Raw genomic sequence first — 25,601 nt, 5'->3', positions numbered from 1 at the left:
TCCTTGCTTAGCCTAATCGCTCGAAAATTTTGTCTAACTTTTCTTTTAGTGTTGCTGCAGTAAATGGCTTAACAACGTAACCATTAACGCCAGCTTGGGCAGCAGCGATAATTTGTTCACGCTTCGCTTCCGCTGTTACCATTAGTACGGGTAAATGTTTTAAATTATCATCGGCACGAATCGCCTTTAATAAATCAATACCTTGCATTCCAGGCATATTCCAGTCGGTTACGACAAAATCAAAATCGCCCTTCTGTAACATAGGTAAGGCTGTCGAACCATCATCTGCTTCTTGAGTGTTACTAAATCCCAAGTCTCGCAACAAGTTCTTGATGATACGTCTCATTGTTGAAAAGTCATCAACAACAAGAATCTTCATATTCTTGTCCAAGGTTTCCTCCGCGGAGCTTATTTTTGGCGTTCGTTTATTGTTATGTTTGCGTCCAATGCTTGAGTTTACCTTTGAGTCTTAACATAGCCTGACTATGGATCTGGCTAACTCTAGACTCACTGACCTCAAGAATGGCCCCAATCTCTTTTAAATTTAATGCTTCATCGTAATACAGTGACAATACTAGAGCATCTCTCTCTGGCAATAATTTTATGCCTTCCACTAAGGCTGAATGAAATTCTACTTCAGCTAAAGACTCATATGCGTCATCTTTATGGCTGTCTTCATGATGAATTACATCAGTTGTCACACCGAGGTCTTCAATCCCGACGATTTTTCCTACTGACACATCATTTAAAATGCCGTAGTACTCATCTAGCGATATTTCTAACCGTTCAGCGATTTCCGAATCACGAGCATCGCGCCCAAGTTCTTGACCTAATTCATCAATGACTTGGGCAACACGGCGTTGATTACGGTGTACCGATCTTGGTACCCAGTCACCACGCCTTATTTCATCTAACATTGAACCGCGAATTCGAATACCCGCAAAGGTTTCAAATTTCGCGCCTTTAGTTCCATCAAAATTTGACGCCGCTTCTAACAGCCCCATCATACCAGCTTGCATCAGGTCATCGAGTTGAACCGACGCTGGTAAACGCGCCAATAGATGATGGGCGATTCTTGTTACTAATGGCGCATATTGCTCAACGATAGACGTCTTATTATCAACACGAGTATATGCTGCCGCTTTACTCACCTGATTTTTCCTCTTGGTAATCAGGTCGTTGAACTAAACGTTCAACAAAAAATTCTAAATGTCCGCCAGGCTGTGACGGCACTGGCCAGCTCATAATTTTATTCGCTAATCCGTGGTAAGCAATCGATGCCGGAGACTTTGGAAACGCCTCAATAATCAGCTTTTGCTTTCTTACCGATTTACGTAAATTTTCATCGAATGGAACTGTTGCCACCAACTCCAATGCCACATCAAGAAACCTATCAGTTACCTTGCTCAGCTTGGCAAAAAGTTCCATGCCTTCGCGTAAACTGCGCACCATATTTGCCACAATCTTGAAGCGGAACACACCATGTTCACGGCTCAAAATTTTAATCAGTGCATAAGCATCTGTAATTGAGGTTGGTTCGTCACACACAACAATTAACACATCTTGTGAAGCACGAGAAAAACTCAGCACCATATCTGAAATGCCTGCTGCAGTATCAACAATTAAAATGTCAAACTGAGTTCTCATTTCACTAAATGCACGGATTAACCCTGCATGTTGTGCTTGGGTTAATTCAACCATGGCCTGAGTACCAGAAGTGGCAGGAATGATCCCAATGCCTTTTGGTCCTCTTAAGATGACATCATCTAAATCGGCATCGCCAGACAAAACATGAGATAAATTTTTATCAGCGCGTAAACCTAGCATCACATCCACATTAGCTAAGCCTAAATCGGCGTCTAAAACCAATACTCGTTTGCCTTTCTCAGCTAACGCGACTGCAGTATTAATTGAGACGCTAGTCTTACCAACGCCACCTTTACCACCGGATACGGCGATAACTTTTACTTTATCATTATTTGGCTGATTCATCATACGTAAACCGCTTGCTTGATCGGGAGTCATGTTTTCACTCAAATGCATAGGTCATTTCTTGCGACCGTTCACTGTTCGGTAATGGTTCAATTTTTTTGTTATCTAACACCGCTAATGCTCTGTTGGCTAAAGCTAACGTGTCTGCCACTTGCATATCTTCAGGAACGCGTTGTCCATCCGTCACATAACTCAAAGGTAACCCACTTTGAATCAACACACTTAGCGCTGGCGCGAGTGATACTGATTCATCTAACTTCGTTAATACCGCGCCACTAAGCGGTATACGAGTAAACTGTTTGACGGCGTCCTCAAGCACTCGACGCTGTCCAGTAGCTGACATTACCAGATAACTTCGAATAGGTAATCTGCTATTTGCCGTTAAGTTATCAAGTTGCTGGAAGAGTCTCAGATCTCGCTGACCCATTCCGGCGGTATCAATCAAAACTAACTTACGTGTTCTGAATTGATATAAAATTTGTTCTAACTCGTTAATATCATGCGCCTGTTTAACAGGGCATCCCATTATTTTGCCATAAGTTGCCAATTGCTCAAAGGCTCCAATGCGATAATGGTCAGTTGTTATCAAAGCGACTTGATCTGAACCATGATGTGCTGCATATCTGGCCGCTATTTTAGCTATTGTGGTGGTTTTTCCTACACCAGTCGGCCCAACAAACGCTACGATACCACCTTGACGCACAATATCGTCACCTTGGTTATCAAGTAAGTTAGCTAAACTACGCGGTAAAGAAGCCACTAGCTCCGCTGGCGTGTAATGCTCACTCAAGTCTGACAGTTTTTTGGCTACCATCGGTGAAAACTCAGCTTCGAGTAATTTACTCTCTAACATGGCTCCGACCGGATCGATGCGCTTTTTTTGCTCCGACATTAGCGCACTCACTTGGTGTGTCAGCAAGCTACGGATTGACGCGAGTTCCTCTTTCATGGCGTCCATTTCAGCATTATTGTTTTGCTTTTGAGGACTAAAGCTGTCTGGTGCTCTGTGAGGCGTAAACTCAGCTTTCGCTGGCTGTTTATTGGCATTTGGCACTTGAGCTTGCAGCCCTTTAGCCCATTCTGGCATGTCCAACTCTTCACTACGGTTTGCTGATGTGTGCTGACTTACGCGGCTTTGCTGACGTTCAAGCAGCGCTTGTAGTGAATCTGGAGCAGGAGTAGCTTGAGCACGAGTTTCAGCTTTAATATTTGCACGCTTGCCCAGTGTAACGGTTTCATCCTTAAGGTCGGTAAACACTGAAGGAGACGGCGCTGCTGCAGAGATCTTTGGTTTTGGCTCGTCATAATCCACTGCCGCTACAATTTCTATTCCGCCAGTCACTTTTTTATTCGACATAATGACTGCATCTGAACCCAGAGTTTCTTTAACTTGAGCTAGGGCCGAACGCATGTCTTTTGCCAAAAATCTTTTAATCTTCAATTATTCGCCCTCTACTTCCCAACTGCGGATACGATGCGGATCTGTTTCTCATCTGGAACCTCTTGATAAGAGATCACCCTCAGATTGGGGATCGTATGCTTTACAAATCTTGATAATGTTGAACGTAGCATGCCAGATGTTAGCAATATTGCTGGCTGGCCCACCATTTCTTGGCGCTGGGTAGCATCAACTAATGACTTTTGCATACGTTCTGCAAGGCTTGGTTCTATGTTAGGACCCTCACCTCCAGTGGTTTGCATTGACTGATGCAACATCTGTTCCAACTCTGGCGCCAAAGTAATGACAGGGATCTCTAATTCAGGCCCACTGATCTCTTGGATAATCATCCTCTTCAAGGCAATACGTACTGCAGCAGTGAGCACTTCGGTGTCAGCACTCTTAGGTCCATACTCCAAAAGAGTTTGAACAATCGTTTTCATATCGCGAATTGACACCCCTTCATTAAGTAGGTTTTGCATAACCTTAACGACGGTGCCTAGCGGCATGACATCTGGAATAAAGCCATCAACTAATTTAGGCGCGTTTTTACCCAGCATATCTAGCAGTTGTTGTACCTCTTCATAACCCAATAACTTAGATGCGTTATTGCTCAACAACTGGCTAATGTGAGTCGCGACTACCGTTGCAGCATCGACTACGGTATAGCCTAAGGTTTGGGCATGTTCTCTAAGATCTGGTGCAATCCATACTGCTTCTAAGCCAAATGCGGGGTCCGTGGTTTCAATACCGTCAAGTTTTCCAAACACTTGGCCAGGGTTAATGGCTAACTCACAGTCATGACGAATTTCCCCTTCACCTGAAGATACGCCCATTAATGAGATCCGGTACGAATTGGGAGATAAATCGAGGTTGTCACGAATGTGCACCGCTGGCACCAAAAAGCCCAACTCTTGTGATAACTTTTTGCGAACGCCTTTAATGCGCCCCAGCAGTTCGCCTCCTTGACCTTTATCAACGAGAGGGATCAAGCGGTAACCGACTTCAAGCCCAATAGTGTCAACGTGTTGCACGTCATCCCAGCTAAGCTCTTTTGGTTGAGTATCGCGTTTTTCTATCGGCCCAGTTTTGGCCAACTCAAGTGCACGCTGTCGGTCTTTCTCTTTTTTTACCTTTAAAAAATAAGCCGTGCCACCTGCTATAGCCGCAAAGGATAAAAACACAAAATGCGGCATACCGGGCACTAACCCCATCACGAGCATAACCCCTGCGGCTATCGCAATTGATTTAGGGTTGTCAAACATCTGGCTCATCATCATTTCGCCCATGTCACCGGACTCGTTTTGACGCGTCACCATCAGGGCGGCTGCAATTGATAATAATAAGCCTGGGATCTGAGCCACAAGGCCATCACCAATAGTTAATAACGTATAGATTTCAATGGCAGACGAAAAGTCCAACCCATGTTGGGCCATACCGATAACAAAACCACCAAGAATATTAATCACTAGGATCAATATGCCGGCAATCGCATCACCTTTTACAAATTTTGACGCACCGTCCATTGCACCGTAAAAGTCAGCTTCACGGGTTACTTCCGCACGTCTTAGGCGGGCATCTTCTTGTGAAAGTAGCCCCGCATTAAGATCTGCATCAATGGCCATTTGCTTGCCTGGCATAGCGTCAAGTGTAAAGCGAGCACTCACTTCTGAAATACGTCCCGCGCCCTTGGTCACTACCGCAAAGTTAATGATAATCAAAATTAGAAATACCACTAAACCCACTGCATAGTTACCGCCTATCACCACCGAACCAAAGGCCTCAATCACTTTACCTGCGGCGTCGCCGCCATTATGGCCTTCTAGTAACACCACACGTGTTGAAGCCACGTTAAGTGCCAAGCGCAGTAGCGTGGCGACCAGTAACACTGAGGGAAATGCAGCAAAATCCAATGGTCTATCGCTATAGATAGCCACCAGTAACACGACTAATGCCAGTGAAATATTGAATGAAAACAAGATATCGAGTAGAAAAGCAGGCATGGGTAAAATGATCATAGCCAACGCGGCTAAAACCAATAGTGGTGTCCCAAAACCTTTGATATGTTCGAGCTTTATCTGTTTTAACTGCCCTAAACTTGCTTTAAATGCCATTAACACTAATTTCCAATCTTTGACGCTTGCTACTGGCACTGCAAAATTAATACCAACTGTATATTCGCGGGCTCGATGCCCAGTTCATCGGGCAGCGCATACTATAACCCGAAATAGTGACGCAAAGAATGAAAAGCTAAGCAACCGAATGTTTTTCATACGATGTTGCCAACGAACAGTGTCGCTGCCATGTTTTAGGCTGATTACTTAAAAAGTTAGTCTCGACAAATTAACGTTGCTGGTATTAAGGCAATAGTTTTGCTTGTCAGCAACATACTGCTTTATAGCAGTAATGTTTCTGAGTTTTATCGCATTTTTTTTGCCTGTTTGCCTGCTTATATCAACTGCCATTGGATAAATGACTGAGTAGGTAACATGTAGGCAATAACAACCGTTTGCATCAGTTTAAAGTAATAGATTAAAACTAACCTATCTCAACCAGCTAATACTTCAAATCCTCTGGAATAGGTTGCTCACGCGGGATAGGAGTTGGCCGCCGCCCTTTGCCTTTTTGGTATTGTTTCAACTGGAATACATAGGCTAGCACTTGTGCCACAGCGGTAAATAAGCCGTCAGGGATCTCTTGGTCAATCTTGGTGGTATGGTAAATAGCACGCGCCAATGGCGGCGCAGTTACAATGGCAACCTGATGCTCGCGGGCAATTTCGCGAATTTTAAATGCCACTTCGTCAACCCCTTTAGCCACCACATAAGGAGCCGTTGATTTAGCCGCGTCATATTTAACCGCAACCGCATAATGTTCAGGGTTAACCACTATGACATCGGCGTGGGGGACTTCACCCATCATGCGGCGCTGCGCCATTTCACGTTGTAATTGCCGGATCCGTCCTTTGACTTCAGGCTTACCTTCAGTATCTTTGTATTCGTCTTTCACTTCTTGTTTGGTCATTTTTAACTGTTTGTTGTGGTTCCAAATTTGATACGGAACATCAATCGCAACAATTAAAAAAGTGGATGCACACAATAATATAAAAATCCATGACACCAGATCGAGTGCATGATAAATATTACCCGGTAGATGATCTTGCGACAGCATTAAAATATCATTGAGATAATAATTCAGCACTAAGTATGCGGTTATCGCCACCACTAAAAATTTAGCCACACCTTTAGCTAATTCAACTACAGCCTGAACACCAAACATCCTTTTTAAACCTGATGCTGGGTTCATTTTACTGGGTTTTGGCATGCACGCTTTAGCCGAAAACGACATGCCGCCAAGCGCAATATTTCCGGCAAATGCAATTAATGCCAGTAACAAGATAAAGCCCAGTAACGGCGCCGCTAATTCATTACCAACCATTTCCCAGATCAACATCATTTGCCGCGTATCGAAAATATCTTGGCGGTTCATGCTAAACAAGTTAACCATGATATTTTTAAGCGCGAGTGCGATATTGGGCCCCGTCATCACTAACCCGACTGAGGCGGCAATTAATACTGCTGAGGTGCCTAAATCTTTAGACCGTGCAACCTGCCCTTTGTCCTTGGCTTGTTGCAACTTTCTGGAACTGGCTTCCTCTGTTTTTTCTTGACTGCTGTCGTTTTCAGCCATAGATACGCTCGACTAAAACAAGGCTAATCGTAAATAAACAACGCGACAAAAATAGGCTCATAAATTCAGCCCACCATCGACACTGCATTGCAGCAATAATACATCACACAATAACAGTTGGGTTTCACGCCATACTTCACCAAAGTGGGCCATAATTGGCGTTAAGGTAAGCCACAAAATAAACAGACCACTAACCATGGTGACCGGGAAACCAATCGAGAAAATATTGAGCTGCGGGGAAGCACGTGTCATTACCCCAAACGAAAGGTTAATGGTCAATAGCGCCACAATTGCTGATAATGACATCGTTAGCGCAGCGCCAAACATATAGCCCACAAATTCACTGAACAAGCGATAACTGGTTAAGCTCAGCCCTGTGGTTGAAACCGGAATAGTCTCAAAGCTAGCAACCACCATTCTAATCAACACTAAATGACCATCAACCGCTAAAAATATCATCGTGGTAAGTAATAAGAAAAAGTTAGACACTACAGGAGTTTGTTGCCCTGAACTGGGGTCGACCATCGAAGCAAAACCTAAGCTGGTTTGCATACCAATAATTTGGCCCGTTAACACAAATGTTTGCATTAACAGTATGGAGGCAAACCCCATCGACACGCCGATGATAATCTGCTGAAATGTCACAAACACTGCCGTCAATGAAAACAGTTCAATAGTGGGCATTGGTGGTAAAACCGGAGCAATGGCGGCAGTTACGGTGAGCGATAATAACAATCTCACTCGAGTTGGTGTCGTCGTCGCCCCAAAAACAGCCATCACCATAAACATGCTCGATATACGAGTTAGCGGCCACATATAACCGGCTATTCCGCCCATAATAGTATCGAGTAAAATATCCATAATTACGCGGCCACAACGCTATCACAGCCATGAAAAATATGAACAGGCCGGGTAACTGCAAACATGGCTAACCTATTACCTGCGGGATCATATTCACCATTTGTAAAAAGAACTCCATCATGATCTGCACCAGCAAGTGACCCATTAACATTAATGCGATTAAGGTGGTAAGCAGGCGCGGTAAAAAACTCAAGGTTTGTTCGTTAATAGAGGTCGCAGCCTGAAAAACTGCAACCACTAAGCCTACAATAAGCCCTGGCACAATGATCATCGACACCATAGTGACAATAACGGCTAACGCTTCACGGAATATATCAATGAGGGCTTCGGGTGTCATAAACTACCTATAATCCGAAACTATTGGCTAAGGTACCCATCACTAAGCTCCAACCGTCAACGAGTACAAATAGCATTATTTTAAAGGGTAAAGATACAATCATCGGTGACAGCATCATCATACCCATGGCCATCAAAATACTGGCGACCACTAAATCTAACACCAAAAAAGGCACAAACAGCATAAAGCCGATTTGAAAAGCTGTTTTCAGCTCGCTGGTAATAAACGCTGGAATAATTACCGTCATCGGTGCGTCTTCGGGCTGATTGATATTTTGGTAGCCCGAAATTTCAATAAAGGTATCTAAGTCAGACAACCTCGTTTGCGACAACATAAAATCTTTTAAAGGCCCTTTACCGGTGTTAAACGCCTGCTCTATTGGCATGCCTTGTTCGATATAAGGTTTGACTGCTTGCTCATAAATTTTATCAAACACGGGTGACATGATAAAAAATGTCATAAACATGCTGATCCCGATTAAAATCTGGTTTGACGGTGCCTGTTGCAAGCCAATGGCTTGGCGTAAAATAGACAACACCACGATAATTCGGGTAAAAGAGGTGAGCATCACAACGGCAGCAGGAATAAAACTTAGCGCTGTCATTAACAGCAAGATTTGCATCGTTACCGAGTACTGAGTCGAACCGTCAGCTCCGGTTGAAACCGTTACAGCGGGTAAAATCCCGGTATCAGCCAATGCGGTTGGGGCCAACATAGACAGTGCCAGCCCTGAAATTAACATAATCCATTTTATCATTGTGACGACTTCGCTTGACGTAAACGACTCGCAAACGAGTCATTTGGCAATTCTACGGGAATGGCGAGCTTATCCACCAAATTAATATTGTGTGGCGTAACCCCAAGTAAATATTGCTGACCGTCAACCTCAACCAAAACCAGCTTCTCTTTTTGCCCCAGCGGCGTTACCGCTAAAGTTTTCAGTACGCCTTGGTTACTCGGCACTAAATTAAGACGTTTAACCAAATATGCTAATAAAAAAATTAGCAGCAATACAACTATGAGCCCACCTACCATACTAGCAAGCGTGGCGACACTTGAAGGGGCTGCAGAGGTCTGTGCTGAGGTCTGTGCAGAAGTGGCAACGCTGCCTAAAGAGGCTAATACGAGCTGAGCACTCATCCGTTATCCTTGTCTACTTAAGCTTTTTAATGCGCTCGGTTTGGCTAATTACGTCGGTTAGACGAATACCAAATTTATCGTTAACTACGACGACTTCACCATGGGCAATTAAGGTGCCATTAACCATCACGTCCAGTGGCTCACCGGCAACACGATCTAATTCAACCACAGAGCCTTGGTTGAGCTGTAGCAAGTTACGAATATTAATAAAGCTGCGGCCCACTTCCATTGAAATGGTGACCGGAATATCCATAATCGCATCTAATTTGGATGCTTCTTCTTGGCTAAGAGGGGCAGCATCACCGCTAAACTCGTCAAGCTCAACCGCTTGTGCTTCTTCAATTGCTTGCTCAGCCATTGCTGCAGCCCAGTCATCACCTGTATCTGTACTCATTTACTTATCACCTTATATCTCAGAGCGTTCGCGGATCTTACCTTTATTGGTCACCAGCTGTAACTCTGACTTAACCGTCTCTGGTCGCGGAATTTTTTCACAAATCTTTAATGCAAGATTCTCATTTGTTTTTCCCATCTTACAACGGTAAGTGGGTAGGTCTTCAACTTTTAAAACGATATGTTCAGGCAACTCAATCGGAATCACATCGCCTGCTTTAAACTCAAGTACATCACGCAGCGATACTTTATGTTCAACCACGGTAGCGTCAATGCCAACCTCAACGTCCATGATCTCGTCTCGCAACGCTTGTGACCAACGCATGTCAGTGTCTTGAGTATCACTTTGAACACCCGCATCGAGTAACTCTCTGATCGGTTCAATCATTGAATAAGGCATGGTGATATGAAAATCACCACCGCCACCATCCACTTCAATATGGAACGAGCTGACTACCACAACCTCCGTTGGACTTACAATGTTTGCCATGGCAGGGTTAACTTCAGAGTCGAGGAAATCAAACTCTACGTCCATCACGGGTGCCCAAGCATCTTTGTAATCTTCAAAAATGATTTTTAACAGCAGCTGCACTATTCGGCGTTCGGTCGGGGTAAATTCACGGCCTTCAATTTTGGCATGGAAACGGCCATCGCCACCAAAAAAGTTATCGACCAAAATAAACACCAAACGTGCTTCCATGGTAATTAACGCGGTGCCTTTTAAAGGGCTAAAGCGCACCATATTCAAGCTAGTAGGTACAAACAAAGTATGTACATACTCACCAAATTTAAGCATTTGTACGCCGTTTATCGACACTTCTGCTGCTCGGCGCATCATGTTAAACATACTGATCCGCAAGTGACGAGCAAAACGCTCATTAACAATTTCGAGCGTAGGCATACGGCCACGGACAATACGGTCTTGCGAAGAAAAATCATAAGAACGAGCATCAAGCTCATTATCATCAATCATCTCTTCATCGACGTCATCGACACCATGTAGTAGTGCATCAATTTCGTCTTGGCTTAATAAATCACTCACTATATTGCCTTTGCCTATATAAAAACATTTGGTTTACAAAAAGCCGTGCAAACTTACTGCATTACAAAGCCGGTAAATAATACTTTTTCAACCACCTCTCGCCCGACAATGGGCTGTAAGGTATTTTGTACATTTCGTACTGCTAACTGGCGCATTTCATCTTTGCCGATTTGGGTACTAAGCTTTTGAAAATCAGCCCCGCTGAACGTCGTTAACAGCGCATCTTCAACCAATGGAATGTGCTTTTTAACTAATACGTCATCTTCTTGACCACGTACCATTAATTGCACTTTAATTTCAACCAACCGCGAGCGGCCATTGGCTGGTAAATTAAATAGAAATGGTCGCGGCATACCAACGTAAAAAGCCTCGCCTTTGCCCGTCGCTTCTGCTGCCACCTCGCCAGAGTCGCTATTTTTTTCCGCATCTGAAGACAGTAACATCCATACTGCCACACCAATAATTATTGCAAGTACGACGGCGATACCGCCAAATAAATACAGTTTTTTCTTACTTTTAGGCTCGTCGTTAACTTCAAGCTCTAATGATTGTTCTGCCATTTGTTTTCCCTAACCGGAGCATCTTGCTATTGCTTAACAAGCAACAATTGCGCTGCTCATTAAACCAAAATTATTTGTAGACCTATAGGTTACCTGCTTACGCGTAATAATCTATACCTGATGCCGAACTAGTTGATACATTTGCGCTAGCAACGAGCTCTTCTGCTGAAAAATCGTCCACTAGAGTATTATTTTGCCCCTGAGCACTGCCCTTGCCTTGGAAACCTTGCTCACCACCGCGGCTATCTTGTGATACTTGGCCATCGGTTAATTCCATGCCTTGCTCGGCAAGCATTTCACGCAGTCGTGGCATGGCTTGCTCGACTAGATCACGGGTTTGGTGTTGTGACACCTGGAACTGTACCTGGGTCGTATCACCTTGAACTTGAATGCGTACCATCATACTACCGAGTTCAGCGGGGTCGAGGCGAATTTCGGCCTGCTGAACACCTTGGCTAACCATGGTGATAAGCTGTTGCTTCATCACTGGTGAAAAACGCTGGATCATCTCTTGCATCTGCGTCGCTTGGTCAGCATGCTGTTTAAGTGACAGCTGAATTTGTTGTGGCTCTACTCGCGTTAAGCTTTGTTGCACTTGTAAATTATGCGCCTGCAAGCCCGTTACGGTTTTAATATCATGGGCAGGTGATGTTTCACTACCACTAGCCAAGTTTGCCTCTAACCCCATTTGAATCGGCGTTAACCTCACTGACAGCTCGGCCTCTTTTAACGACTCAGTGCTCAGAGCAGCACTATTAACACTAGAATTTGCATTAACGATGGCCGCCTTGGTGCTCGCAGTCATTTCGGCATCGGTTTTCGTCATCGTTTCAGCAGCCTGCTGACTAACACCAACCGCACCACTGGTGACGATAGCGGACTCTTTACCTAATATATCGCGATTTGCGGCTTTAGCTGATGGCACGGCTAGCGGATCGAACACAGCATCTTCTGTTTGTTCAGCACTATTAGTTTGAGCGGTTAAATTCGCTTGTTGGGTATTGATAGCACTTTCTAACTGTGGCGCCTTATCCATTGCTGGCAATGGTGAGCGACTTGCCACTAGCGGCTCGTTAGCGACTGTAGTTGGTGATGACTTAACGGAGCCCATAGCTAGCGTTGCGGTGCCAGACTGCGTTGATAGCGCGGTATATTGGTTTAACAATTCCCCCTCAGCGTTAAGTATATTGCTCTGCTTGAGTAAGGCGTTAAGCTCATTGCTTGGCATGTCGCGCAAGTTTTGCTCAGCCACACCGCTTTGCAAACTGAGTGCTTGAACTATCTCATCGCTGATTTCACCTGTAAGCTGAGCGCGCTGCGTACTTTCAGCCGCGGTATCAACTGGCGGCAAACTTTCGCCGTCAGCGGCAATATTTGCTTCGACATTTGAAATAGGGCTGTAACTATTTGCTAGGTTTATCTGTGCTAATACCTGATTAACTGAGTCACTGTGCTCTATTTCGAACTTATTCAGTGATTTACCGATATCTGCTTTAAAATCATCTGCCGATAATGTTGATGCTGCAGGTACTAAAGACGGCTCCAATAAAACATCGGTCAATGTGGTCTTTGTCGGCTCTGTTAAGGCAACATTATCATGTTCAGGTACATCGCGGACTTTATCAAGTGCGTCCGAAAAATTATCTCTTTCGGTATTTGTCGCCAATTGGCTATTGACCCATTTAGGGCGCGCATCATCAGCAGGAGCCGATTCTGTAGGTAAGCTAGCGCCTTGGGCTTGAGAATTTGGCTCGCTTGGTAACGTGACCGCTACTTTACTCGTGTTCGTTAGTTCAGGCTCAAGCGTATCGACATGCTCTTTTGCTACCGAGCGTTCTTCGGTACTTGCCGGCGATTGGCTATTGACCCATTTAGGAGTCGCATCCTCAGCAGGAGTCAATTCTGTAGGTAAGCTAGCGCCTTGGGCTTGAGAATTTGGCTCGTTTGGTAACGTGACCGCTACTTCACTCGTGTTCGCTAGTTCAGGCTCAAGCGTATCGACATGCTCTTTTGCTACCAAGTGTTCTTCGGTACTTGCCGGCGATTGGCTATTGACCCATTTAGGAGTCGCATCCTCAGCAGGTGTCAATTTTGTAGGCAAGCTAGCGTCATGGGCTTGAGAATTTGGCTCGCTTGGTAACGTGACCGCTACTTTACTCGTGTTCGTTAGTTCAGGCTCAGGTGTATCGACATGCTCTTTTGCTACCAAGTGTTCTTCGGTATTTGCAGGCAACTGGCTATCGACCCATTTAGGGCGCGCATCCTCAGCAGGTGTCAATTCTGTAGGCAAGCTAGCGCCTTGGGCTTGAGAATTTAGCTCGTTTGGTAACGTGACCGCTACCTTACTCGTGTTTGTTAGCTCAGGCTCAAGTGTAGCAACATGTTCTTTTGCTGCTGAGGCTTGCTCAAGGGAGGTAGAAAAGCCATCCACTTCGGTACTTGTCGCTGATTGGTTAGCTACTGTTTTTTGCACTGTAGCGAGACCAGCGTCAGCCCCTTTTAACACACTTGCGTCACTCTTTTTAGAATTAGCCTCTTCTGCTGGGGTTACCGTTGGCTTGCTATTTTTTGATGATCCAGCATCAGAAATACTGTCATGCTCAGTAGCGGCAGTGGCTTTTTGCAAAGCCGCCGAAAAGTCACCGCTTTCGGTCGTCGACAATGGGCTACTTACCGCCTTTTTTGACGCACCTAACTCAGCGTTACTCAGTAACATATTAGTCATCTGCTGCATTACTTCTCCGTCAGCGGCCCTAAACAAGCACAAAACAAGGTTAATCGAATAATGGGCGTCAAAAATCAACTTGAAATGAGCCGCCAACAATAATTCAAAGCAATTATAATGCCAATAAAGGCGGCAGGAAGAACCTTAGCGGCGGGCTTTGCGATAAAACTGTTGTGACGCAAACTCATCGATCAGTTTTTGTTCTTCACGCTGCTCAGCAAGTTGTGTTTGTTCAGCTTTTTTAGCGAGTAACATTTCTACTGCTTTACGTTTTTGTTGCTTCTCTTGCCAGTGAACTTGACGATGTTGTTGCTGGGTTTGCGCCTCTTGCACTGCATTAACTTGCTGCACAATTGCGTCATCGATTTGGCGAATAAATTGGTGGAATTGGTGGTAATAACTCGCGCTAATTTGTTTACCTTGTTGCTGCTCCATCTGCTTCATATAGTCTAAACGGTAGTCTTGTAGTGCTTTTTGTTGAGATTGGCGTCGCTGCAACTCAAGTTGTGCAGCGCGCAACTGCAGCGAGGCTTGCTCTTCAGCCTCTTCCATTAGTTTCAGTACCGTAAATAGCGGGTCTTTTTTAGCCATGACTTAACCCACTCGTTTTAATTAGGCGTGGCATTGCGCACCCAATTGGCTCAACATTAATATACTTTTTTCAAAAGAGATCGCGTCTTTCATGGTTTGTCGTAAAAACGCATTCATCGCTGGCTGTAAGCGGATGGCGTTGTCAATTCTAGGATCGCTTCCTTGGGTATAGGCGCCAATTGAAATAAGATCTTTATTCTGTTGGTAAACAGAATATAACTGTTTAACACGTCGCATCGCTTCTAAGTGCTCAGCGGTGATAACCATTGGCGCAACACGGCTAATTGAAGCTTCAATATCGATAGCGGGATAGTGGCCAGAATCAGCCAGAGAGCGCGATAATACAATATGGCCATCTAAAATTGCCCGCGAAGCATCAGCAATCGGATCTTGTAGATCATCACCTTCTGTTAGCACGGTATAAAATGCCGTGATAGACCCTTGTTTACCTTCACCATTACCGGCTCGTTCAACCAATTTAGGCAACTTGGCGAACACCGAAGGCGGATAACCTTTAGTTGCGGGTGGCTCACCCACCGCAAGGGCAATCTCTCGCTGTGCTTGCGCATACCGGGTTAAGCTATCCATCAATAATAATACGTTGTACCCCATGTCACGAAAGTACTCCGCGATACGAGTCGAGGTTTCGCACGCTCGCAAACGCATCAACGCTGATGTATCAGCAGGAGCTGCCACCACCACTGCGCGGGCACGTCCCTTTGAGCCCAAAATTTCCTCGATAAACTCTTTAACTTCTCGGCCACGCTCGCCGACCAACCCAACGACAATGATATCGGCCGTAGTACCGCGGGTCATCATTCCCAAGAGCACACTTTTACCAACACCTGAGCCCGCAAATAAGCCCATGCGCTGGCCTTTACCGACGGTTAGCATTGAGTTAATCGCGCGCACACCAACGTCCAACGGCTCGCTAATGGCTCGGCGTGCTAAAGGGTTAATCGCTGGGGTATGTGTTGGAGCTTTATGGTCGGTTTGTAGATTACCTAACCCATCAATAGGTTGACCACTGCCGTCAAGCACTCGGCCTAACAGCGCTAAGCCAACACTCAGGCCTGACTGCTGCCCTAGCGGGGTCACTTTGGCACCTGGCAACACTCCACGCAGCTCTTCAATCGGCATCAAATAGAGTAGCTCATCATCAAAACCAATAACTTCAGCTATCAAGTCACCCGACATGGTTTCAATTGAGCACAAACTTCCGACAGCAGCACGGCAGCCAGTAGCTTCAAGCGTTAAACCGACAACTCTAACAAGTTGGCCGCTGGCTTCGGCAACAAAAGGGTTCACTTTTTGGTGATGCTGCGCCAGCTTGCTACGCAGTAGGTGTTGGCGTGTTGGCATGTTCACCTTCAGTTGGAGGCTGGGTTTGTGCCTGTTGTGCGGCCGATACGGTGTTATTTGCACTTACCGCCTGCTTGTTTGCTTGCTCTGCCAACAGTGCTTCTTGTTGCTGCTCTTTTTGCAATAACAAATCTTGTTCACTTTTTTCAAGCTCAAAAAACACATGTTTAATGCGGGAATCGACCGTCATATCAATGTGGCTACGACCACTGGTAATAACGCAATCACCTACCGACAAGCTCGGATCGGCTTCGATATCCCACCGGTTGCGCTCTAACTGGGCTGCAGTGTACAAATCGGTGATCAATTTACTGTCGTCTGGCGTCACCCGAATGTTCACTTTTTGCTCTTTAATTGGCAATGAGTCAACACCTTGACGCAAGGCGGTTAAAATGTGTTCTGGATAGGTTTTCAGTTCATGCCCTATTACCGCTTTTGCCAGTGTCATTGCGGTAGACAGTAACTCTTTTTCAATTTCAGTATCCAAGATGCTTAATGGCTGTTCAAATTGGCTGAGTAGTGTTTCAAAACGTTGTAGCATTTCTGTTGCAGCTTGCAGACCCGCTTCTTGTCCCTGCTCTTTACCTTGTTCAAACCCTTCAGCGTGACCTTGTTCTAACCCTTGTAAACGGCCTTTTTCTAGCCCCTCAGCAAGCCCCTTTTCTTCGCCTTGAACAAAGCCTTCTTGCTCAGCATGGGCTCGTATATCTTCAATTTCAGTAAGTGTTGGAGGCAACAAAGTATCGGTTGTTACCTCATCTTCAATTTCTAGATGCGAGCCGTGACGGCCAAACATATTTAATGATGAGCTATCAACCTCTTTGGTAATGTCAGGTAAGTCCCAATGATCAAACTCATCATGGGTATTGACTGTAGCCCCTTTCGGCTCTTTGTTGTCAGCCATTATAAGAACTCATCACCGCCGCCACCGCCAAGCATCAGTTCACCACTTTCGCTTAAGCGACGTGCAATGGATAAAATTTCTTTTTGAGCAATTTCAACTTCGCTGATCCGGATTGGCCCCATAGCTTCTAAATCATCACGCAGTAATTCAGCGGCGCGTTTAGACATATTGCCCAACATTTTCTCTTTAAGCTGGTCGTCAGCGCCTTTTAGTGCCTTCATTAACACATCTTGCTGTACTTCACGTAGCAGAACTTGAATACCAAGATCGTCGACATCACTCAAGTTTTCAAATACAAACATTAAGTCTTGGATCTGCTGCGCCATCTCTTCATCTGACTCACGCATGGTTTCCATCAAATGACTTTCAACCCCTGTATCGAGGTAGTTCATAATACTCGCAGCCGCTTTTAAGCCACCCATTTTAGCGGCTTGTGCACCACCTTGTCCGGCAAACTGTTTCTCCATAATATCGTTTAGCTCTTGTAATGCTGCAGGTTGCACCTCTTCGAGGTTTGCGATGCGCATCATTAAGTCTAAGCGAGTATTTTCTGGGAATTGGGCAAAAATTTCAGCAGCTTGGTCTGGCTCAAGATAAGACAACACAATGGTTTGAATTTGTGGATGCTCATTTTGAATAATGGTGGCCACTTGGCGGGCGTCCATCCATTTAAGTGAGTCGAGGCCTTTAGCGCCACTGCCCATAATAATCTGTTCAATTAGATTACCGGCTTTATCTTCACCCAGCGCGGCGGTTAACGCCTTACGCACAAACTCTTCACTGTTAAAACCGATAGACGAATGCTTTTGAATTTCATCTAAAAATAACTTGTGTACCCCAATCACTTTCTCTTGACCAAAGTCCTGCATTGCAGCCATGGCCATACCCACTTTTTGCACCTGTTTAGGTTCAAGGTGTTTAAGTATCGTGGCGGCATCGCTTTCGCTTAAGCTCAGTAGTAGTATGGCGGTTTTTTCAATACCGGTTAAATCTTCAGGTTTAAAACCGGGGGCCGGTGCAACGGCTTTGCCGTCTGCATTTGTATTATTTGTCATCGTCTACTAACCAATTTTTTACCACTTGAGTGGACAATTCAGGTTCATTCGCAACTATCGCACGAATGGCTTTGATCATGTCATCATCTTTATGCAGATCAGGGATTAAAATCGACCCATCATCGGCATAACTGTATTCAGCTTCAGGTCTTTCTAGCATCCCTAATGTGTCGGCAGCGTACTGATCTTCTATTTCTGCTAACTCGTCAGCGACACTTGGTTCGTCAGGTATTTTACTACTATCTTGAAAAACAATGCGTTTAAGCAGCGGGCTAATAACAAAAAATACAATCACCAAGGCGACCAAAGTCCCCACAGCTAATCTTATTGCGCGCCAAAACCAAGGCTCTTCCCACATTTCTGGGGCAGGTGCAGCTTCTATTAATTGGTTCATAAAGGGCACGGTCACCACTTCTATCATATCGCCGCGCTGGGTATTAAACCCAATTGCACCTTCTAACAGGCGACGGATATTGGCCATTTCTGCTTCAGTGCGTGGTACACGGGTCACACTGCCGTCTTCGGCAACGGGTGAATTTTTAAAATCAATGGCAACCGATACACTCACCCTTCTTAGCGTCCCAACTTGCTGCCGAGTATGGCTAATGGTGGTATCAAGTTCAAAGTTTCGTGTCGACTCACGGTGACTGTTGCCCGAGCTTACCGAGGTACTTTCTTTACCGACCTCTTGTGGAATATCCGATTCCATTGGCGGTTGGTTCGATAACGCCCCCGGAATACCGCCGCTTTGACCATTGGTTGAGCTATTCTCAACCACCATTTCACTGCGCAGTGCCGGTAAGTCAGGGTTATATCGCTTAGCCGTTTGCTCAACGGCTGTAAAATCCATGCTGACGTCCACTTGAGATGTAAAGTTTTCAGGCCCCAAGATAGGCATTAAAATGGATTCAACCTTGTTACGGTATTCAGACTCTTTTTGCTGAACAATTTCCAGCTCGCGACGCGCAATGGCAGAGACACCATCTTGGCTGCCAGAATTAAGTAATCGACCATTAGAGTCGGTAACGGTAACTTTGTTTGGCTCTAGGTTATGTACAGCTGATGCGACAAGGTCAACAATCGAGTCGACCTCTTCTTGGCCCAATCCACCACGGCGAGTGCTCACTACCACGGTAGCGCTCGGTTTTAAGCGGTTACGGGCAAATACATTTTCTTTTGGTAGGGCTAAAATAACTTTAGCGCGGCTAACACTTTTGAGCTCTTCAATGGCATGGGCAAGGTTTTGTTCTTGGCTATGTTTAAGACGAGCCTGCTCCATCCGTTGGCTCACGCCAAAGCCACTGTCTTTGCTAAGGTAGTCGTCAGATGCAGAAGACTGATCTAAACCGGCACGGCTTAGCATCATTTTTACATCTTGATATTTATCTTCTTGAACTTTTACCACATCGCCTTGGATCTGGTACTTTATTTGATTTTTATCGAGTACATCCAGTACCTGCACCATCTCTTGGGTGCTCATTTCGCCTAATGGCCGATATTCGGGCTCTTGCGCCCAAATCATCACAAATACAGCCAAAGCTAAACAGATTGCTAACGCCAAGATCATCGTAACCTGACGCAACATATCGATATTACCCATAGAGCCCATTACACCCGGCTTATGCTCTTCTTGAACACCACCAGACTGCCCACTTGCAGCAATATTCGAACCTGTTCCAACGACCATCTCTGTACTCACAATGACTACCTGCAGTTAGTATTTAGGGCCTAAACAGGCATACTCATAATTTCTTTATAAGCTTCGACCAGCTTATTTCTTACTTGTACTGTAGCTTCAAAAGCAACACTTGATTTTTCACGCGCGATTACGGTATCAGATAATGTCACTGTGGTGTCACCCATATCAAGGCGAGTGGCTAAATTTGCCGCACTTGACTGAAGTTCGCTTACATTTCCAACAGCTTGCGAGAGTAGTTGCCCAAAGTCAGCACCTGAGGTGTTATTAACTTGACGCGAAATGCCAGTTTGCGTCCCTGGATTAACCCCGATCTGACCGCTAAGTGACTGCATCTCTTGCAGTAATGAATTGGCACCTATTTGCATGACTCTACTCCCAATGTCGTTTTCTTGACAAAAACCTTAATGACATCATGTAAAGCAGTTATCGTGCCAAATTTGACAGTACATCAGCAAATGGTGTTAAGCGGCTGTGGTTAATCATTTAAAAGATATGAATGTAGCAGTGTGGTGTTATGCGTAAATCGCGCTGTAAAGCTGGCTTAGGGTTTATCAAAGTTGCGCAGCTGAGCTGCAGTGTCGCCATTGCCGTATGCCCCATCACACTGAGTGCTAACTACATTTGGGGGTTAACGGCAAGGTACTTAATATACTTTAACATCAGGCACTAAGCAGGAATTTGTATCCCAGCATCGCGCATTTTTGCCATTTTATAACGCAAGGTACGGGCACTGATCCCTAACTTTTCGGCCACGGCTTTACGGCTACCATTGCATTGCGTCAGCGTCTCTAAAATAATCACGTGTTCTTGGGCTTTTAGCTCATGCCCTAAACCATCAAGCTCCGACGGTTTGTCCTCTTCAACCGGTAATGCTTCTGCCGACAATGGGATATCAACCGAATCGATAATAATATCGGCGACGGTGATTTCATTAGACACGTTCAAAATTAACGCCCGCTGTATTACGTTATCAAGCTCACGTACATTACCTGGCCAGCGGTGGGTCAGTAGGCGCCTTGCCGCGCACTCAGCCAATGCTGGTACTTCGGTTTTATTCATCGCCAAGGCATAGCGGTTTATCATATGCCTTGCTAACGGTAAAATATCCGCAGGGCGTTGATTAAGCGCTGGCCACGTTAGCGGAAACACATTGATGCGATAATAGAGATCTTCCCTAAACGCGCCTGATGTTGCCATGGCTTTTAAATCGCGGTTGGAGGTCGCTAATACTCGCACATTTAGTTTAATGGTTTTACGGCCACCAAGACGCTCGACTTCACGCTCTTGCAATACGCGCAATAGCTTAGCCTGTAAGCCCACTTCCATTTCTGATATTTCATCAAGTAGTAAAGTGCCGCCTTGAGCTTGTTCAAACTTACCCGGACAAGCTTGATAAGCGCCAGTAAAAGCGCCCTTTTCATAACCAAATAACGTTGCTTCCAACATGTTTTCAGGAATTGCCGCACAGTTAATTGCCACAAAAGGCGATGCTGAACGATGGCTATGTTGATGAATGTAGCGCGCTAACACCTCTTTACCGCTACCGCTAGGCCCCATGATCATCACCGATGCGTCAGACACAGCAACACGTTGCGCTAATGCCAATAAAGCCAAACTCTTTTCATCGGCAACCACGGGATTATCTGCGGTTGTTTTAGCTGGCAAATATCGTGAAACCTGGTTAAGTAGCACTTCAGGTGAAAACGGTTTTGCCAAATAATCAACAGCGCCCAACTTCATTGCATTTACTGCATGGTCAATCGTTGCAAAAGCTGTCATCAACAACATTGGCGTTTTAGGGTGGTATTGCTGCATATGGTTAAGCAGACCTAGCCCGCCAATTCCGTCCATTTGCACGTCACTTATCACCATATCAAAACGGTGCTCTTTTAACGCCAAAATACCGGCTTCGGCAGACTCAACATCAACGCATTCATACTGCGCCAACATCAGCGTGTCTAATAGCGCTTCACGTAATGCGGCATCATCTTCAACTAACAGTAATTTACCTTCAGACATGCGCTTATGACCCTTCAACTAAGTCGTTGATACTATGTGATACTAGCAATGGAAATTTCAGTGACACTTTACAACCAATACCCACCTGACAGCTTAACTGCATGCTACCGCCATGATTGTTTACAACCGATTGTACAACCGCAAGCCCAAGGCCAGTGCCTTGTGCTTTTGTGGTAAAAAAGGGTTCAAGCACTTGCTGCTGCATCGCCGCGTCAAGCCCTTTACCGTTATCAATGACCTCAATATGTAGACCTGAGGCACTATCAAACGCTTTAATTTCAATTTGATTTGCGCCCGCTTCAATACTGTTAATCACCAAGTTATTGATTGCTGAGCTAAGCGCAGAATCATTAGCGCGCATGCGCTCAACTGATTCATTAACGACATGTAATTGACAACCTTTTTGCAGTGCAATCGGCTGACAATTATTTAAAACACTGTCAATAATGTCATCGACGGTAACAATGGTATCAAGCTCTTTTTGCCGGCCTTTAGCCATCAACAGCATGTCATTAACTTGCTGCTCTAACTCATTGAGTCTATCGACCAATTTACCCTGAAATCGTGTTCTCGATTCAGCCGATATTCTCGGGCTAGCTAAATTTGAGGCATACAATAACGCAGCACTTAAAGGCGTACGCACTTGGTGGGCCAACGTCGCGACCATTTTGCCTAAAGCCGAAAGGCGTTGTAGGTGTGATAAGTTTTTTTGCAGTAACCGGGTTTCGGTCAAATCTGTTAATACAATTAACTGCCCAGGTTCGGGCGTTAGTGGTGTAATCGCCAGTTTTACGCGGCGACCATTGCGCAGTGATACTTCATGACCATCATCATCTTGTGGTGAAAAAGCTTGATTGATCACTTTAAACCAACGTAACCCCTCTAAAGGCCCGCCAAGGAGTTCAATTGCCACCGGGTTTGCATCCGTTACGATGCCGTCGCCATTGATGATCACTACCCCAGATGGCATAGCTTGCAAAATATGCTCCATACGATTGGACATATTTGCGGCTTGCTGTACATCGACCCATTGTGGGCGATTGGTTGTAAGCGTATCCATTTTTGGTTGGGGAATTGCGGACATAATGACTCCGTCAAAAAAACTACATTTAACGGAATGAAGCAGGTTTCATGCCACAAAGCTACCAGTTAGAAACACTCGCCGATTAACTGAGCAGTTATAAAAACAAAAAACCGTTATATCTTAGATATAACGGTTGTCTATTAAGCCATAAATAAATCTATGCTTGATGTTAAATTTAGTCTTTGCCTAAACCATATTTACGCATTTTTTCAACCAAAGTCGTCCGGCGAATGCCAAGCATTTCAGCCGCACGCGCTACCACATTATCTTGCTTATCGAGTGCTTGCCTGATCATGTCAATTTCAAGCTCTGCCAGCAAATCTTTTAAGTTAACCCCTTCTGGCGGTAACTCACTTGGAAAACGCGTCTCAGGGATGTCTATCGGTTCTTCATCACTGAACAATGACGCAAAAGCGTCACGCTCTTGTTGCTCTTCACTGATTTCAACACAATATTCAGGCACATCAATATGGCGGTACTTTAACGGTAGGTCGTTCACATCGACCAGCCCGCCTGGATATAAAATCGTTAAGCGTTCAACTAAGTTAGACAGCTCACGCACATTACCTGACCATGCATGCTCTTTGAGCGATTCGATTGCCCGTTGCGTAAAGCGCACGCGGCCACGGCCTTCGTTGTAAACACGGCTGATCAATTCTTGTAATAATAATGGAATATCTTCTTTGCGTTCACACAAAGCGGGCATTTCAATAGGAAACACATTCAGACGATAATATAGATCTTCTCTGAAATCGCCGGCTTCAATCATACTTTCAAGATCACGGTGCGTTGCAGCCACCACCCGTACATCTGTTGATATTGACTTAGTGCCACCCACGCGTTCGAACACTTTTTCTTGCAAAACACGCAGCAGTTTAACTTGCATTTGTAGTGGCATATCGCCTATTTCATCAAGAAACAAGGTGCCCTTTTCTGCTAATTCGAACCGACCTTTACGCGCACTTATCGCTCCGGTAAAGGAGCCTTTTTCATGGCCAAACAATTCACTTTCTAATAATTCTGCCGGAATCGCGCCACAGTTAACCGGAATAAAAGGTCCGCTACTGCGATCAGAAATATAATGGATATTGCGAGCAACCACCTCTTTACCCGTACCTGATTGGCCGAGAATTAACACCGTTGCTTCAGAACTGGCAACCTGGTTAATAAGGTGACGGACATTGGCCACCCCCTGACTGCGGCCAACAAGACTACGAAACAGTTTGGTTTGGTTAGCACTCGTAGGCACTTCTGGACGCTTAACTTGACCGAACACTTGGCAAAAGTGCAACATTTCAGTTAATTGAGGGTAGTTTAGTGGTTCTTCAACACAACCAAGAATATTCGACATTTTAATATCAAGCTGTTCGCCAAGCAGCAAAAAAGGCTGCCAAGGAAGCGCACTAGCTAAAGACTGAATAAGTTCTTTTGATTGGGTTTCAGTAGGTAACACAATCGAGCGAAATCGAGTTTTCGCCGTGTGCAACTCAAGTTTATCGAAACCGACCAACTCAACCTGCTCACCTAAAAACTCAAATACACATAACAAGCGATTGATTCGCTCCGACGGGTTACCGACTAGTAGAATTCGTTGATCTGTCTGCATCATTCCAAAGGCCGTAAGGCATATCTATTTTGTATCAGCGCATTAATTATTAGTGTTCGTTGCTTTTTCAAAGCCAGTTGGTTGACTAAAAGAAATGCTTGCCAAGATCACTGCTAGGTTGAATAGTGTATTATCAGCTCGATATTAGCAAGTCTCAGATCAACTTTATGAGAAACTGAATCTTCTTTGCTCAAAAATTAAACGCAGAATATTTTGATGGTGACATGTTTTTGACATCTGCCAAAAAGGAGTCGGTAAAAACGCCTTTTTAGCAGTGTATTTTATTTTTCAGAAGACAACTCATGTAGCTCAGCCGGTATTGCGTCCCAACCTTCTTTTATCATCCGTAAAATTTTAGCGGCTTCATCGATTCCGGTAACGTCATTGTTAATATTGGCCTCTGAAACCCTGCGTAACATAAAGTCATATAACGCACTTAAATTACCGGCCACGTCACCCTCAGCGTCCATGTTAAGGCTGCTGTTCAAACCGGCAATAATACTTACCGCTTTGCCTAAACTTACACCTTTAAGCTCTAAATTGTTCTGTTCAATTGCATAACGCCCTTGAGCTAAACGCTCTAACGCACCGGCAAACATCATTTGTATCACTTTATGAGGTGACGCGACTGCCAGACTGCTATCTAAAGACACTTTACGATATGATTGAAGCGAACCTCTCATAACTACCTACCTATTTGAATCTATTGATTTATACACGTTAATTTGGCGTTTACTGTTACGAATACCCCGTAACAAGGCCTCGCGTTTTGCTAACACTTTCTTGGCTCGCTGTTCAAATTCGCTGGTCATGTTGGCCTGTGCTTGTAGGTAATTTCTATCTACAAACTGAGGATCTGCGACCAACCGGCCAATTAAAATTTGACGCGCGCGAATAACATCTTGCAATTTAGATACCAACATGTCGGAAGCTTCATCGCTAAAATCAGTTTTTTCAAGTTCATCGAGCAATTCAGCCATCGAGTTGTCTACAACTGCAAGTTGCTTGAGGGTGTCAGTAGTTAATGCTTGAGTGGGCTGCATAGGTTTTCTTCAAAGTGACTTCAAGTTGGGCTAAATACTTAACCCATCAATATCGAGATT

The 25,601-nt window shown here is 44.9% G+C and carries 25 protein-coding genes; all 25 read right to left on the bottom strand.

The features are described 5' to 3' along the window. Window positions 1–7: 7 nt before the first annotated feature. Window positions 8–391, bottom strand: coding sequence for a chemotaxis response regulator CheY (gene cheY, locus RGE70_RS05565; RefSeq protein ID WP_310470540.1), 384 nt, complete (start codon window positions 389–391; stop codon window positions 8–10). Between the two features lie 40 nt (window positions 392–431). Continuing rightward, on the bottom strand, window positions 432–1,151 hold the full coding sequence (locus RGE70_RS05560) for an RNA polymerase sigma factor FliA (RefSeq protein ID WP_310470539.1): 720 nt from the start codon (window positions 1,149–1,151) through the stop codon (window positions 432–434). After that, window positions 1,144–2,025: a MinD/ParA family protein gene (locus RGE70_RS05555; protein WP_310472928.1), complete on the bottom strand. Its 882-nt coding sequence runs from the start codon at window positions 2,023–2,025 to the stop codon at window positions 1,144–1,146. The genes RGE70_RS05560 and RGE70_RS05555 overlap by 8 nt, the downstream gene beginning before the upstream one ends. Window positions 2,026–2,029: 4 nt before the next feature. Beyond that, a complete protein-coding gene (gene flhF, locus RGE70_RS05550; RefSeq protein ID WP_310470538.1) occupies window positions 2,030–3,433 on the bottom strand; it encodes a flagellar biosynthesis GTPase FlhF in 1,404 nt (467 codons plus the stop codon). An 11-nt stretch (window positions 3,434–3,444) separates the two neighbouring features. Then, on the bottom strand, window positions 3,445–5,544 hold the full coding sequence (gene flhA, locus RGE70_RS05545; protein ID WP_310470537.1) for a flagellar biosynthesis protein FlhA: 2,100 nt from the start codon (window positions 5,542–5,544) through the stop codon (window positions 3,445–3,447). A 442-nt stretch (window positions 5,545–5,986) separates the two neighbouring features. Further along, entirely contained in the window at window positions 5,987–7,120 is a 1,134-nt protein-coding gene (flhB, locus tag RGE70_RS05540; protein ID WP_310470536.1) for a flagellar biosynthesis protein FlhB, read from the bottom strand. Window positions 7,121–7,177: 57 nt separating this feature from the next. Next, window positions 7,178–7,981 carry a flagellar biosynthetic protein FliR gene (gene fliR, locus RGE70_RS05535; RefSeq protein ID WP_310470535.1) on the bottom strand — a complete coding sequence of 268 codons (804 nt, stop codon included), beginning with the start codon at window positions 7,979–7,981 and terminating at the stop codon, window positions 7,178–7,180. 67 nt (window positions 7,982–8,048) lie between these two features. Beyond that, window positions 8,049–8,318 (bottom strand): flagellar biosynthetic protein FliQ, encoded by a 270-nt coding sequence (locus RGE70_RS05530; protein WP_310470534.1) that lies wholly within the window; start codon window positions 8,316–8,318, stop codon window positions 8,049–8,051. 7 nt (window positions 8,319–8,325) lie between these two features. Beyond that, window positions 8,326–9,060: a flagellar type III secretion system pore protein FliP gene (fliP, locus tag RGE70_RS05525; RefSeq protein ID WP_375087933.1), complete on the bottom strand. Its 735-nt coding sequence runs from the start codon at window positions 9,058–9,060 to the stop codon at window positions 8,326–8,328. Between the two features lie 11 nt (window positions 9,061–9,071). Continuing rightward, on the bottom strand, window positions 9,072–9,458 hold the full coding sequence (gene fliO, locus RGE70_RS05520; RefSeq protein WP_310470532.1) for a flagellar biosynthetic protein FliO: 387 nt from the start codon (window positions 9,456–9,458) through the stop codon (window positions 9,072–9,074). 13 nt (window positions 9,459–9,471) lie between these two features. Then, window positions 9,472–9,852, bottom strand: coding sequence for a flagellar motor switch protein FliN (gene fliN, locus RGE70_RS05515; RefSeq protein ID WP_310470531.1), 381 nt, complete (start codon window positions 9,850–9,852; stop codon window positions 9,472–9,474). Window positions 9,853–9,864: 12 nt separating this feature from the next. Beyond that, window positions 9,865–10,893 (bottom strand): flagellar motor switch protein FliM, encoded by a 1,029-nt coding sequence (gene fliM / locus RGE70_RS05510; RefSeq protein ID WP_310470530.1) that lies wholly within the window; start codon window positions 10,891–10,893, stop codon window positions 9,865–9,867. A gap of 53 nt (window positions 10,894–10,946) precedes the next feature. Then, window positions 10,947–11,453: a flagellar basal body-associated protein FliL gene (gene fliL / locus RGE70_RS05505; protein WP_310470529.1), complete on the bottom strand. Its 507-nt coding sequence runs from the start codon at window positions 11,451–11,453 to the stop codon at window positions 10,947–10,949. Window positions 11,454–11,550: 97 nt separating this feature from the next. Then, window positions 11,551–14,187, bottom strand: coding sequence for a flagellar hook-length control protein FliK (locus RGE70_RS05500; RefSeq protein ID WP_310470528.1), 2,637 nt, complete (start codon window positions 14,185–14,187; stop codon window positions 11,551–11,553). A gap of 135 nt (window positions 14,188–14,322) precedes the next feature. Beyond that, window positions 14,323–14,769 (bottom strand): flagellar export protein FliJ, encoded by a 447-nt coding sequence (fliJ, locus tag RGE70_RS05495; protein WP_310470527.1) that lies wholly within the window; start codon window positions 14,767–14,769, stop codon window positions 14,323–14,325. Window positions 14,770–14,790: 21 nt separating this feature from the next. Beyond that, on the bottom strand, window positions 14,791–16,131 hold the full coding sequence (fliI, locus tag RGE70_RS05490; RefSeq protein ID WP_310470526.1) for a flagellar protein export ATPase FliI: 1,341 nt from the start codon (window positions 16,129–16,131) through the stop codon (window positions 14,791–14,793). Further along, a complete protein-coding gene (fliH, locus tag RGE70_RS05485; protein WP_310470525.1) occupies window positions 16,103–17,035 on the bottom strand; it encodes a flagellar assembly protein FliH in 933 nt (310 codons plus the stop codon). The genes fliI and fliH overlap by 29 nt, the downstream gene beginning before the upstream one ends. Continuing rightward, window positions 17,035–18,090 carry a flagellar motor switch protein FliG gene (gene fliG, locus RGE70_RS05480; RefSeq protein WP_310470524.1) on the bottom strand — a complete coding sequence of 352 codons (1,056 nt, stop codon included), beginning with the start codon at window positions 18,088–18,090 and terminating at the stop codon, window positions 17,035–17,037. The genes fliH and fliG overlap by 1 nt, the downstream gene beginning before the upstream one ends. Then, window positions 18,080–19,777, bottom strand: coding sequence for a flagellar basal-body MS-ring/collar protein FliF (fliF, locus tag RGE70_RS05475; RefSeq protein ID WP_310472927.1), 1,698 nt, complete (start codon window positions 19,775–19,777; stop codon window positions 18,080–18,082). Before fliF ends, fliG begins: the two co-directional genes overlap by 11 nt. A 41-nt stretch (window positions 19,778–19,818) precedes the next feature. Further along, a complete protein-coding gene (fliE, locus tag RGE70_RS05470) occupies window positions 19,819–20,154 on the bottom strand; it encodes a flagellar hook-basal body complex protein FliE (RefSeq protein ID WP_310470523.1) in 336 nt (111 codons plus the stop codon). A 301-nt stretch (window positions 20,155–20,455) separates the two neighbouring features. Next, the gene (locus RGE70_RS05465; RefSeq protein ID WP_310470522.1) at window positions 20,456–21,808 is read right to left on the bottom strand and encodes a sigma-54-dependent transcriptional regulator; all 1,353 of its coding nucleotides are present in this window, start codon (window positions 21,806–21,808) and stop codon (window positions 20,456–20,458) included. Between the two features lie 4 nt (window positions 21,809–21,812). Beyond that, window positions 21,813–22,892 carry a sensor histidine kinase gene (locus tag RGE70_RS05460; RefSeq protein ID WP_310470521.1) on the bottom strand — a complete coding sequence of 360 codons (1,080 nt, stop codon included), beginning with the start codon at window positions 22,890–22,892 and terminating at the stop codon, window positions 21,813–21,815. A gap of 175 nt (window positions 22,893–23,067) precedes the next feature. Beyond that, on the bottom strand, window positions 23,068–24,501 hold the full coding sequence (locus RGE70_RS05455; RefSeq protein WP_310470520.1) for a sigma-54 dependent transcriptional regulator: 1,434 nt from the start codon (window positions 24,499–24,501) through the stop codon (window positions 23,068–23,070). Window positions 24,502–24,779: 278 nt separating this feature from the next. Next, window positions 24,780–25,181 (bottom strand): flagellar export chaperone FliS, encoded by a 402-nt coding sequence (gene fliS / locus RGE70_RS05450; RefSeq protein WP_310470519.1) that lies wholly within the window; start codon window positions 25,179–25,181, stop codon window positions 24,780–24,782. Window positions 25,182–25,187: 6 nt separating this feature from the next. Then, on the bottom strand, window positions 25,188–25,541 hold the full coding sequence (locus RGE70_RS05445) for a flagella biosynthesis chaperone for FliD, FliT (RefSeq protein WP_310470518.1): 354 nt from the start codon (window positions 25,539–25,541) through the stop codon (window positions 25,188–25,190). Window positions 25,542–25,601 lie beyond the last annotated feature (60 nt).

The organism is Shewanella youngdeokensis, from assembly GCF_033180165.1.
Lineage (GTDB): Bacteria > Pseudomonadota > Gammaproteobacteria > Enterobacterales > Shewanellaceae > Shewanella > Shewanella youngdeokensis.
The sequence above is the reverse complement of the archived record's forward strand: the minus strand, read 5'-3'. Positions and strand labels throughout refer to the sequence as shown.

Bases quoted from the DNA above. Each gene is read 5' to 3' on its own strand.
- RGE70_RS05555 (WP_310472928.1), bottom strand. From the start codon at position 2,025: ATGACTCCCGATCAAGCAAGCGGTTTACGTATGATGAATCAGCCAAAT.
- flhA (WP_310470537.1), bottom strand. From the start codon at position 5,544: ATGGCATTTAAAGCAAGTTTAGGGCAGTTAAAACAGATAAAGCTCGAA.
- flhB (WP_310470536.1), bottom strand. From the start codon at position 7,120: ATGGCTGAAAACGACAGCAGTCAAGAAAAAACAGAGGAAGCCAGTTCC.
- fliR (WP_310470535.1), bottom strand. From the start codon at position 7,981: ATGGATATTTTACTCGATACTATTATGGGCGGAATAGCCGGTTATATG.
- RGE70_RS05530 (WP_310470534.1), bottom strand. From the start codon at position 8,318: ATGACACCCGAAGCCCTCATTGATATATTCCGTGAAGCGTTAGCCGTT.
- fliP (WP_375087933.1), bottom strand. From the start codon at position 9,060: ATGTTAATTTCAGGGCTGGCACTGTCTATGTTGGCCCCAACCGCATTG.
- fliO (WP_310470532.1), bottom strand. From the start codon at position 9,458: ATGAGTGCTCAGCTCGTATTAGCCTCTTTAGGCAGCGTTGCCACTTCT.
- fliN (WP_310470531.1), bottom strand. From the start codon at position 9,852: ATGAGTACAGATACAGGTGATGACTGGGCTGCAGCAATGGCTGAGCAA.
- fliL (WP_310470529.1), bottom strand. From the start codon at position 11,453: ATGGCAGAACAATCATTAGAGCTTGAAGTTAACGACGAGCCTAAAAGT.
- RGE70_RS05500 (WP_310470528.1), bottom strand. From the start codon at position 14,187: ATGCAGCAGATGACTAATATGTTACTGAGTAACGCTGAGTTAGGTGCG.
- fliJ (WP_310470527.1), bottom strand. From the start codon at position 14,769: ATGGCTAAAAAAGACCCGCTATTTACGGTACTGAAACTAATGGAAGAG.
- fliI (WP_310470526.1), bottom strand. From the start codon at position 16,131: ATGCCAACACGCCAACACCTACTGCGTAGCAAGCTGGCGCAGCATCAC.
- fliH (WP_310470525.1), bottom strand. From the start codon at position 17,035: ATGGCTGACAACAAAGAGCCGAAAGGGGCTACAGTCAATACCCATGAT.
- fliG (WP_310470524.1), bottom strand. From the start codon at position 18,090: ATGACAAATAATACAAATGCAGACGGCAAAGCCGTTGCACCGGCCCCC.
- fliF (WP_310472927.1), bottom strand. From the start codon at position 19,777: ATGGTCGTTGGAACAGGTTCGAATATTGCTGCAAGTGGGCAGTCTGGT.
- fliE (WP_310470523.1), bottom strand. From the start codon at position 20,154: ATGCAAATAGGTGCCAATTCATTACTGCAAGAGATGCAGTCACTTAGC.
- RGE70_RS05465 (WP_310470522.1), bottom strand. From the start codon at position 21,808: ATGTCTGAAGGTAAATTACTGTTAGTTGAAGATGATGCCGCATTACGT.
- RGE70_RS05460 (WP_310470521.1), bottom strand. From the start codon at position 22,892: ATGTCCGCAATTCCCCAACCAAAAATGGATACGCTTACAACCAATCGC.
- RGE70_RS05455 (WP_310470520.1), bottom strand. From the start codon at position 24,501: ATGATGCAGACAGATCAACGAATTCTACTAGTCGGTAACCCGTCGGAG.
- fliS (WP_310470519.1), bottom strand. From the start codon at position 25,181: ATGAGAGGTTCGCTTCAATCATATCGTAAAGTGTCTTTAGATAGCAGT.
- RGE70_RS05445 (WP_310470518.1), bottom strand. From the start codon at position 25,541: ATGCAGCCCACTCAAGCATTAACTACTGACACCCTCAAGCAACTTGCA.